Consider the following 11888-nt stretch of genomic DNA (forward strand, 5'->3'; position numbering starts at 1 on the left):
CGTGCCCGCACGCGCCCGATCCACCGCGATTGACACAAAACGTGATCGATCACTACGCTATAGTGAACGATCACACTTTTCCTGTCGACGACCCGTCACGGTCGCCCGCTGCGGGCGAAGCACCTGAAAGCAGGCCATGATCCCTCCTTCTTCTTCCTCGCGCGGGTACCTGATGGACGACGCCGGCGGCGGCGTGACCGTCGCCGAGCGCGGGCACGCCGTCGGAATCGCCGTCGACGGGGCCGAGACCGCCGCAGTTCACCGGGCTGCGGAGGATCTCGCGGCCGATCTCGCCACCGTCTGCGGTGCCCGCGCGACCGTCGTCGACCACCCCTCGTCCGCACGCGTCGTCGTGGGCACGCTGGGGCGATCGGCGGCCGTGGACGCCGCGGTGGCGGACGGCACCATCGACGTCGCCGCGCTGCGCGACCGCGACGGAGCACCGCGCTGGGAGGCCTTCCTCGTCACGGTGCGCGACGACGTGCTCTACCTGGTGGGATCCGACCGGCGCGGCACGATCTACGCGATCTACGACTTCGCCGAGAGCGTCGGGGTGTCGCCGTGGCACTGGTGGGGGAAGGTGGAGCCACGACGCCGTGACCACGTCACGGTCGCCCCTGGCACGCACCACGCCGACTGGCCGTCGGTGCAGTACCGGGGCGTGTTCCTGAACGACGAGGAGGAGTTGTTCCACTGGGCGCGCGCCCACACCGGCGACGGCACGATCGGCCCCGAGACCTACCGGCGCGTGTACGAGCTGATCCTGCGCCTCAAGGGCAACTACCTGTGGCCCGCGATGCACGTGGGCGCGTTCAACCACGATCCGGAGAACGGCCGCCTCGCCGAGGAGATGGGCGTGGTGATCGGGACCAGCCACTGCGACATGCTGCTGCGCAGCAACGAGCACGAGTTCCGGCCGTGGGCCGCACGGCAGCCGGAGCCGGTCGAGTACGACTACTCCCTGCCGGGACGCAACCGCGAGAAGCTCCGCGAGTACTGGCGCGGCAGCGTCGAGCAGAATCGCGACTACGAGGTCACGTGGACCGTCGGGATGCGCGGCGTGCACGACACCGGCTTCCGGACCGCGGCCATCGACGGGGACGACTCGCTCGACGACGAGCAGAAGTTCCGCGCGCGCGTCGAGCTGCTGCAGACCGTCATCGACGACCAGCGCTCCCTCCTCGGCGACGTCCTGCAGACGGATCCGGCCTCGCCTCCGCAGTTGTTCGTCCCCTACAAGGAGGTCCTGCCGCTGTACGACGCCGGCCTCCAGGTCCCCGACGACGTGACGCTGGTGTGGACCAACGACAACTTCGGCTACATCCGCCGGTTCCCGTCGGAGGCGGAGCGGGCACGGTCCGGCGGACACGGCCTCTACTACCACTCGTCGTACTGGTCGAACATGACCACGAGCTATCTGGCCACGTCCTCGACACCGCCGGCACTGATGAAGTCCGAACTGCGCAAGGCATGGCAGCGCGGCATCCGCACGCTGTGGGTCGACAACATCGGCGGGCTCAAGCCGCTCGAGCTCGAGACGGAGTTCTTCCTGCGCAGTGCGTGGGAGGCGGGCAAGGAGTCGCGCACCGCGGACGTCCAGGAGTTCACGGCGGCCTGGATCGACGAGAAGTTCACCGGCGGGCACGGGCGCGCCGCCGCAGCCATTTCTACCGCCTACTACCAGCTGAACAACCAGCGCAAGATCGAGCACCTCACGTCCGGCGTGTTCTCCCAGACCGCGTACGGCGACGAGTCGCAGCGGCGTCTGGATGCGCTGCGCGACCTGTTCGACCGCACGAACGACATCCTCGCGGCGCTGCCACCGGAGCAGCGCGACGCCTTCTTCCAGCTGTTCGCGGTGAAGATCCACATGGCGTACCTCCTGAACGCCCAGTTCGCCCATGCGGATCGCAGCACCCTCGCCCACCGCCAGGGGCGACTCGCGGCCGCCGACCACCATCTCGAGGTCTCGCGCCGGTTCGACGAGTACAAGCGCGCGCTCATCCACTACTACAACCGCACGATGTCGGACGGCGCGTGGGACGGGATGTTCACGCCCGAGGACTTCCCACCCCCGGTCATGCCGCTCCATCCCCCGGCCACGCCGGCGCTGCGCCTCGACGACGCGCCCGGCCTCGGGGTCGCCGTGTGGGGCGACGACCTGCCCTCGCCGGCGCCCGCGCTGACGTTCTGGCCGCACGGCGTGACCGACAAGTGGATCGACGTCTTCAACACCGGCGGCGGCGAACTCGCCTGGACGATCGACGCCGATCCGTGGATCGAGGTGTCGCCCCGATCGGGCGCGACCCGCACCGAGCAGCGGATCGCCGTGCGGGTCCCCGCCCCCGCCCAGGAGGCCGGACGCTCGGGCACCGTGCGGGTCCGCCGCCCCGACACGGGCGACGAGGTGACCGTCACGGTCGCGGTCGCCTCCGCCCCGGCGCTCGAGGACGGCTTCACCGGCGCGGTCGAGGCGGACGGTTGGGTCAGCCTGGACCCGTCCCGAGCCGACGCCGTCGTCGACGGCACCGGCTCGGCGTGGGCCGTCGTGCCGCACCTGGGACGGTACGGGAACGCCGCGGTCGAGGCGCGTCGCACGACGCCCGGGGACGACGGCGAGCCCGCCCGGCTGGAGCACCGCTTCCACCTGCGCACCGCGGGCGCCCACCTCCTCGAGCTCCATCGCCTGCCCACGCTGAACGCAACGGGCACCATCCGTGTGGGCGTCGGCGTCGACGGACACTCCCCCACGGTCGTGTCGAGCCCGATCACCGACGAGCACCGCGGCGACTGGGAGCGCGGCATCCAGGACAACGTCGAGCGGCTGACCGTCCGGCTCCCCCACCTCGGCGAGGGGGCGCACGTGCTGCGCCTGCACGTGATCGACGAGGACGTGACCGTGTCGAAGCTCGTGATCTACACCTCGGACATCAGGCCGACGGCGCTGGGCCCGGACTTCAGCGCCCACGTCACGACGGCGCAGGACGACACCACGACGCCCGTCGGTGCCACGACGCCGCGCGTGTCGCCGTCCGATCCCGCCGATCCCCGGCTGCCCGCCGTCGAGCACGCGGCACGGGAGTTCTACCGGACCGATCCCGCGGTCGTCCCGCCGCCCCCGCAGGTCTACGCCGGCCCCGGGTTCTGGGACGGGGACACGACGTTCCGCCGTAACCAGGTCGTGCTGCAGACGGCGCTCGGCCCCGCGCGGCACCGGACGTACGCCGGCGGCGGCAAGGACGTGGTCGCCGGACTCGGCTCCGGCGCGGTCGCCGAGCGCGGTGGACGCGTCGCCATCGAGGCGGAGTACGTCCTCGCGCAGGACGCCGGCGCATGGACCTCTCCCGCCGACGACCCGCACGAGCTCACGTGGACGCACACACAGGCCGAGACAGACGGCCGTACCGGCCTGGCGATGCACGTCGTGCCGCGCGGCCTGCGGTGGGAGGATCCGGAGACGGCGCCCGGCATGCACTTCGCGCTCGACGTCGCGACGCCCGGCCGCTACCACGTCTGGCTGCTCGTGAAGTACGACGACCGCACCGACGACGCCTGCCTCATCGCGCTCGACGGCGCCGTGCAACCGGCGTCCGAGCAGTTCTCCGGTGGGGAGATGTGCACCTACGGCACCCGGCAGGTCTGGCTGTGGGCGCTGGTCTCCGATCTGGAGATCACCGCGGGCCGCCACATCCTGTCGGTGCTCGCGCGCAAGTCGGGGCTGCGCGTCGATCGCCTCTACCTCACCACCGGCGACGAACTGCCGCCGATCGACGCGGGGTGGCGGCCGAGCCCTCGCACCGCGAGCACCCACACCGCACTCGACGCCGACGCGGCCGTCGTCCGGTAGGCGCGTGGCCACCGTCCGGTAGGCGGGTGAGCCGCCCGCGCGCAGGTTCACGCGCGGGCGGCTCACTCGTGGCGCGGAGCGTCAGCAGGGCCTGGCGGAGTGCGGGAGCCCGCGGGCGACCGGACGCGCGTCGCCGGCCGCCGCCGGGAGCATCAGCGTCCCGTCGGTGCAGCGAGCACCGACAGGAGCGTCGGCGCCGGGAGCGTCGGCGCCGTCCTCCGCTTCCGCCGACGCGGCGACGTCGAGGAGCGCCTGCGACACGATCGGCGCGTAGAACTCCTCGATCGCGGGGAAGTTGGGATGGGTTCCGCTGGGGCGGTTCCCGGAGTCCCACGATCCGGTGGTCTCGGCCGTTCCCGGCAGGCCGTTGTCGGGCTGGAGGGAGTCGAAGGAGTAGGTGACGCGCATGTCGTCGTCGGTCGTGTCCAGCCCGCTCGTGTACACGTCGGCCACGGGGACGTCCCACTTGGCGAGGATCTCCAGCTCGAGGTCTCGCAACGTCTCCTGGACCGCGACGTCGCGGGCGCCGAGCTTGGCGACGGCGAGGTAGACGACGTCGGCCGTCGGGTACTTGGCCTTCAGCCGGGCGATGAGGTCCTCGAAGGCTCCCGCGAACGTGGTGGTGTCGAACGGGCCGTCGAAGCCCTCGGTGACCGTGCCGAGCTTGTCGAGCGTCTCGGGGTACGCGTCGTTGGTGCCGCCGTCGAAGAGGACGTAGTCGGGGTCCTCGCTCGGCGCCGCCTGCACCTGGGCCGCGATGTCGTTGGCGTCGTCGATCACCGAGGCACCGTTGACGGCGAACTTGCGGACCGTCATCTGCTCCTGATCGGCGACGAACTCACCGACCCCGGCACGGCGGTACATGTGTCCCGCGATGATGCTGTCGCCGAACGTGTACATCGTGGATCCGCTCAGTGCCGCCGGGGTCGCATCCCCGCGGCCGCGGATGACCAGGTCGTCGACCTCCTGGGCGTTCGTCGTCGTCCGGTACGCGCTCGTCGCGACGATCCGGTGCAGTTGCGCCGCACGGAGGGGCACGCCGGTGTTCTCGACGAGCGTCGCCGAGCCGTCCGAGATCCGGTAGCTCACCGTGCCCGCGGCGAAGTCGGCCCGCACACGTACCTGGTACGTGTGACCGACGGTCAGCGGCACGGACCGCCAGGTGGGTTCGACCGCGTACTTCGAGCTCGTGGAGTCGGAGTCGGTCGAGGTGGTCGAGTACCGCAGCTCCCGCGTGCCGTCCGTCTTCGTCGCGCCCTGCAGGGCGAAGACGAGGCGGCCGTAGCGATCGCGGAACTCGAGTCCGCCCTTGGAGTTCGACTCGCCGTGGTACGACCAGTCGAACGAGACGTCGGCCAGCGAGTCGCGCGCGACCACGGGAGCGAACTTCTTCACGGCGACGCCCTCGTTCGACAGACCGTTGGTGAGGCGTAGCACGCCGTCGGCGATCGCCGCGTCACGATCGAAGCCGAAGGCGGGCACGGCCGCCGGGGAGTCGAACGACTCCGACAGCAGCACGGTGGTCGCCTCGGTCGCCTCGGCCACCTCGCGCAGCGTGATCACGTCCACGCCCAGACCGTAGCCGCTGCTCGCCGGGTTCTTGCCGGCCACCGTGTACCGGAGGGTGATCGGGCCGGGCTCGGCCACGGTGATCGTGCCGGCCGTGACCGACGGGAACGCCGCGGTCTCGGCGTACAGGTCGTAGGGCTCCCCCAGGTCGACGCCGTCGACGGAGGCCTGCGCGATGCCGCGGATGCTCGCCGTCCGGTACGTGGTGCGCAGCTCGTAGGTCCCCGCCCGGGGCACGTCGAGGGTGTACTCGATGTAGTCGCCGACGGCGGTCGCGAGCAGCTTGTTCCAGGCGCCGCCCGACGCGCCGTCGTCCCACGTCTCGATCGGCTGGTTGGCGACCGGGCTCGACGACTCGGCCTCGAAGCGGTACTCGGCCACGGCCGGCGGGATGTCGGAGGTGGTCAGCACCCGTGCGACGTCGCCCGCCGGGACGGTGACGACGAGGTCGTCGCCGTCCGTGGAGGTCACGGCGTCGCCCAGCTTCGTCCAGGTGTTGTCCGTCCGGGCGTTGCCGGTCGTGACGTCCCCGTCGCTCGCGTCGGCGTCATAGGTGCCGAGCTCGACGCTCGCGACGTCGCCGGCGAGGCCGGACAGGCGGAACGTCGTCTCCTCGGTCGTGCCCAGGGCGACCTCGTCGGCCGCGCGCTCGATGGCGAAGCCGCGGGAGTTCGTGTCGAAGCCGTCCGGATCGCTGACGACGGCGTAGGAGATGTTCACCGACCGGATCGACTGCTCGACCTCCTCGCCCTGCGGGGCCACGCCCTTCGGGTCGAAGAACTTCAGCGTCGAGCCGCCGACCGCGTCCGTGTTCCGGGTCGCGAGGTCGTAGCCGACCTTGTTGTAGAGGTTGTTGACGAGAGCGACGCGTGCGATCTTCTGCGCGAAGGTCATCGTTCCCGGCGTCCCGTCGCCCGTTCTCGCGTCGGCGGGCCGGTCGGTCCGGCCGCAGGCGTCGTCCGGGTTGAACGAGTCGTAGAGGCCGTCACCGTCGAACGAGCACGCGTTGTAGCCGTTGTGGAGGGCTCCCCCGGCGACCGTCGCGAACTTCTTCTCCGCGGCGTACGTGTTGTTCATACCGTCCTCCATGACGACGGGGAGGTTCTCCCCCTTGTCGATGTTGAACGGGTGCCGCCCGTTGCCGATGTTGTACATGCGCTCCACGGAGACGTTGTACGTGTCGATGCCGACGGAGTCGAGGTACGTGCCCACGTCGGGGTTCGCTCGCATCGCCTCGTTGATGTCCACCATGTACGTCGGGGCGTTCTGCTGGTGGTTCACCCGGGTCCACACCGGCAGCGAGCTCTCCTTGACGCGCCTGCTGAGGTAGTCGTTGTAGTACCAGGTCTGGTACTTGCGGAACTCGGTGTCGCTGGTCACGAGATACCCACCGTGGTCGGCATCCCCCTCGGTACGCCAGAGGTCGCGCTGCGCGAGCGAGATCGGTGAGCGGGAGATGCTGTCGGTCGCGAGCCCGTCGTCGTTGTCCGGCCACTTGATCGGCGTCCCGTTGAGCCTGCCGTTGTGCGGCTCGTTCTGGGTCTGTACCCCGATCAGCGTGTCGCCGATGTTCTCACCGTTCTCGTCGGTGAGGCCGGCGGTGTGCTCCACGATGGCGTGGAGCATGTCGCCCTCCTTCTCCATGAGCCCCCGGTCCGCGCGGTCGCCGAGGAACGTGTACATCGAGTTCGGATCGCCGATCTTCTTCTCGAAGAGCGGCGTCCCGATCGAGCCGTTGTAGAGCACGTTCTCGGGGTCCTGGTCCACGGTGGTCATCTGGTAGTCGTGGAACACGTAGAACGGCACGCGGTAGTCGGAGGCCCATCCGGTGGAGTCCGAGCCGAACCAGATCACCTCGAACTTCAGCCCGTACTTCTCGGCGTAGCGCACGAGCTTGTCGTAGTAGGTCCAGTCGATGTTCTCCAGCCTCGCGTCCGAGAAGAACATGCGGGGCCGGAGCGGCTGCTTGAGCCAGCGGCTGTTGGTGTCGCTGTCGTCCCGCGTCGACGCCGCCGTCTCGAAGGACACCGTCTCGGCGGCGACCGCGGCCTTGTCGGTGCGCTCCGGCGGCGTCGAGGAGGCGACGAGGAAGCTCACGCTCTGCTCGCCGGCGGCGTGAGCCTGCGCGACATGGTCGGTCACGTCGAGGTCGTAGAAGTACGTCCGCTTGACCCGGTCCCACTTCGGCGTCACCGAGGTGGGCTCGATGACCGAGCCGTCCGCCGCCTCCAGCTCCGTGCCGTCGTAGGTGATCTCGCCGAGGCCGGCGTCGTCCCAGGTGAGGTCCTCGACGTTCCGGTCGGAAGGTACAGCGTACAGATTCAGGTAGTGGCTGTAGTACATCCCGCCCGTCCCTGGGAACTCTCCCTGACGCGGGTCGGAGCTGTTCACGTACAGCCGGATCTTCGACCCGTCCACGTTCTCGACCTCGTCCGGGATGTCGAACCGCACGTAGCCGAGCTGCTGCGCCGAGGCGTCGTCCTCGACCCAGCCGGTCTGGAACGTCGTCAGGTCGGCCGGCGAACCGTCCGCCGAGATCGTGGCCGTCTGCGTCTGCTCCGGAGTCGTCACCTTGTCCTTCTGCAGGTCGGACCACAGCACCTGGACGTTGACGGTGTTGTATCCGTCCTCGGCCACCTGCTTGAAGATCTGCTCGAGGCTCCGCTTCTGCGGGTCGGACGGATCGTGCTCCTCGATGGGCACGTCCGCCCGGTAGCCGATCTGGGTCAGCAGCTTGTCGGCGCGCAGCTGGATGCCGCTGTACCAGAAGGGTTCTCCGTCGACCAGCAGCACCTGGTCGCGGTCGAAGCCGCTGCCCGCCGACTTCAGCGCCACCTCGGCGTGAGCCCGCCCGTCCTGCGCCGCCGCCGGGGCTACGACCCCGCCGGCCATCGCCAGCACCACGGCGCCTACGGCCACGGCACTGCCCGTCGCTTTCGTTCTCATGCTCGTGCTCCCTCGCACCTCATGGATGGACGACGCGAATGTGAACGTTCATGATTTGCGCTGCAGCGAGATTAGTGATCGATCACCATTGCTGTCAACGATCCGGGCGACGCCCGATCGGGCAGGGCTGGCCGTGATGTTCCGGCCCGGCCACGCAGGGCGTCGCCTACCCTCTTCCACGGGGCCCGACGGGAAAGGGTGGGTGGACATGGTCTGGTTTCAGCTGCTCGGCGAGGTCTCCGCCCGCGACGAGCGCGGTGCCGCCGTGCCGCTCGGTCCTGCGCGTCAGCGGGCGGTGCTCGCGGTACTGCTGGTGGAACCGGGCGCCATGGTCTCGCTCGACCAGCTCGCCGACCGGGTGTGGGGGGCGAGGCCGCCGCGGAGTATCCGGCAGACCCTCCACACGTATGTCTCGCGGCTGCGGAGCGCGTTGGGTGACGCCGGCGGGCCTCGCCTGGAGCACAGGTCCGGCGGCTACGTCCTGAGCGCCGAGGAGTCCGCCGTCGACCTGCACCGGTTCCGGGCGCTGGTGGCCGAGGCCCGAGGCGCGGACGACGACCGCGCGGCCGTCCTGTGGCCCGAGGCACTGGGGTTGTGGCGGGGCGAGCCGTTCGCGGGACTGGACAGCGACTGGTTGCGGTCGGTCGCGGTCGCTCTGGAGGGCGAGCGTCTTTCCGCCGTCCTGGACCACCATGAGGTCGTGCTCCGGTCCGGGCAGCACGCGCGCCTGCTGCCCGCCGTCACCGAGGCGTCGGCCGCGTATCCGCTGGACGAGCGCCTGGCGGCGCAGCTCATGCTCACCCTGTACCGGTGCGGGCGTCAGGCCGAGGCGTTGGAGCACTACGAGGAGATCCGGCGACGGCTGGACGACGAGCTCGGGACCGATCCCGGTCCCGAACTTCGCGACCTGCATCAGCGGATCCTGCGACACGACCCGCGGCTGACGGCACCGGCTCGTGCCGCGAACCCGGATCCCGGTGGCGCAGTCGGGGCGGGCCCGTCCGACCGGCCGACCCCGGCTCAGCTGCCCCTGGACGTCGCCGGGTTCACCGGGCGCGACGACGACCTCCGGCGGCTGGACCAGCTCGTGTCCGGTCCGGCGTCCGATCCGGTGTCCGGTGCGAGCCCTGGTTCGATGTCCGGTCCGGTGTGGGGTCGGGTGGCGGGTCCGGCGCGGCAAGACCTCACGCCACCCGGCCCGGGCGGTTCGGCGCGGCCGGTGGTGATCGCCACGATCAGCGGCACGGCCGGGGTGGGCAAGACGGCCCTCGCGGTGCACTGGGCCCATCGGGTCGCGGATCAGTTCCCGGACGGGCAGCTGTACGTGAATCTGCGCGGCTACGACCCGGACCAGCCGATGCGGCCGGCCGACGCCCTGGCACGTTTCCTGACCGCGCTCGGCGTCCCGGAGCGCGACATCCCCCTGGACGACGACGAGCGCGCCGCCCGCTACCGCAGCGAGCTGGCCGGCCGCCGGATGCTGATCGTGCTGGACAACGCCGGGAGCGTGGCCCAGGTGCGGCCGCTGCTCCCCGGCGGTGGCTCGTCACTCGTCGTGATCACCAGCCGGGACAGCCTGGCCGGACTGGTCGCCGTCCACGGCGTCCACGAGGTCCGCCTCGACCTGCTGTCCCCGGGCGAGTCGGTGGGCCTGCTGCACCGCCTGATCGGCGACCGCGTGGCGGCCGAGCCCGCGGCGGCCGCGACCCTGGCCGAGCAGTGCGCCCGGCTGCCGCTGGCGCTGCGGGTCGCCGCCGTGCTGGCCACCTCCCGCCCGGAGCGCCCCTTGGCCGAGGTGGTGGCCGAGCTGACCGACCGGCAGGACCGCCTCGAACTCCTGGACCCGGGCGGCGACCCGTACGCGGCCGTGCACGCGGTGTTCTCGTGGTCCATCCAGCACCTGCCCGAACAGGCCGCCCACACCTTCCGGCGCCTGGGCCTGCATCCCGGCCCCGACCTCGACCCCTACGTGGCCGCCGCCGTCACCGGCCTCGCCCCCCAACGCGCCCACCGCATCCTCGACGCCCTCGTCAACGCCCACCTGCTGCACCGCACCGGCCCCGACCGCTACGCCATGCACGACCTCCTGCGCGCCTACGCAACCCACCTGACCACCAGCCAGGACACCGGCGAGGAGCGCGAGGCGGCAGCGCGACGGCTTCTCGCCTACTACCAGGACGCGGCGGTCTCCGCGATGGACGCCCTGCATCCCGCCGACGTGCTCCATCGGCCCGAGGCCACGACGCCAGGGGTCCTGATCCCCGATCTGAGCAGGCCGGACGCGGCTCGCCGCTGGCTGGAGTCCGAACGGTTCTGCGTGATCGCGATCGCGGAGCACGCCGCGGAGCACCACCTGTCGGCGTACGTCTCCGGGCTCGCCCGGATCCTGCACCGCTACGTCGGAGACACGCACCTCACGGACCTCCTCACCATCAACGGCTACGCTCTGCGCGCCGCCGAACGCACGGGCGACCGGACCGGCCGGGCCTATGCGCTCCTCCAGCTCGGCACCGGCTACACCAGGGTGACCGAGTACGAGCCCGCCATCGACCATCTCCAGCGAGCACTGGACCTGTTCCGGGAGATCGGCGACACGGCGGGCGAGGCCCGCGCCCTGGGCGGGCGCGGCATCGTCAGGTGCCGACTCGGCAGCTACGACGAGGCGATCGAGGATCACCGCGCGGCGATCGCCCTGGCCCGGCGGGACGGCGATCGCGCGGCCGAGGCGGTCGGGCTGATCAATCTCGGCATCGTCGAGGAACGCATGGGCAACTACCTGAGGGCGGCCGAGATCGAGCACCAGACCCTCGCGATCATGCGGGACATCGGCGCCCGGAACCTCGAGTCGGTCGCCCTGAACAATCTCGCCAACGCCGAGATGGAGCTCGGGCGCTACACGTCGGCCATCGAGCACGTCCACCAGGCGCTGGCCATCATCGACGAGCTCGGCAGCCCGATGAACCGGGCCCACACCCTGGACACGCTCGGCGCCCTGCACCTCCGCCTCGGTGAGCCCCGGACCGCCGGCACCTACTTCCGGCAGGCGCTCGCCCACTACCGGCGGATCGGCGAACGCAACGACCTGGCGGACTCCATCAACGGCCTCGGCGAGGTCGCCCAGATCACCGGCGACCCGGTCGCCGCCCTGAGCTTCCACACCGAGGCGCTCGCCATCGCCACGGTGGGCGCTTCACGGCAGCGGCAGGCCCGTGCGCACGCCGGAATCGCGGACGCGCACCGCGCCCTCGGCGACACCGACCGGGCCCGGACGCACTACGAGCAGGCCCACCTCATCTACGCCGAGCTCGACAAGCCCGAGGCCGACGAGGTCCACGCCCGCCTGGGCGAGCTGTCGGCGGCCGCCCCGTAGCCCGACGCGTCCCCGTCCCGGGCAGCCGTGCCGGCCGTGACGGCGACCGGCACCATCGGGCGACCCTGCGGAAAAGGGAACTTCCACCTTTGGACGGAGAAAGATCCGCCGCCCGACTTATTGTCCTCCACCTGGGCCGATGCTGGAGTGGAGGCC

General features: G+C 70.9%; 3 protein-coding genes. 2 read left to right on the forward strand and 1 reads right to left on the reverse strand.

Annotation, left to right across the window (positions count from 1 at the left end):
• The first annotated feature begins 136 nt into the window (after positions 1-136).
• A complete protein-coding gene (locus tag IIE03_RS10275) occupies positions 137-3847 on the forward strand; it encodes a glycosyl hydrolase 115 family protein (protein WP_192862657.1) in 3711 nt (1236 codons plus the stop codon).
• 81 nt (positions 3848-3928) lie between these two features.
• Here the strand turns inward: IIE03_RS10275 and IIE03_RS10280 are convergent, their stop codons facing one another.
• Complete coding sequence (locus tag IIE03_RS10280; RefSeq protein WP_192862658.1) at positions 3929-8362, reverse strand: GDSL-type esterase/lipase family protein; 4434 nt, start codon at positions 8360-8362, stop codon at positions 3929-3931.
• 208 nt (positions 8363-8570) lie between these two features.
• On the opposite strand from IIE03_RS10280, the gene IIE03_RS10285 reads away from it, so the two are divergent.
• Positions 8571-11732, forward strand: coding sequence for an AfsR/SARP family transcriptional regulator (locus IIE03_RS10285; RefSeq protein ID WP_225997555.1), 3162 nt, complete (start codon positions 8571-8573; stop codon positions 11730-11732).
• Positions 11733-11888: the final 156 nt, after the last annotated feature.

This window comes from Myceligenerans pegani (genome assembly GCF_014892515.1).
Lineage (GTDB): Bacteria > Actinomycetota > Actinomycetes > Actinomycetales > Cellulomonadaceae > Myceligenerans > Myceligenerans pegani.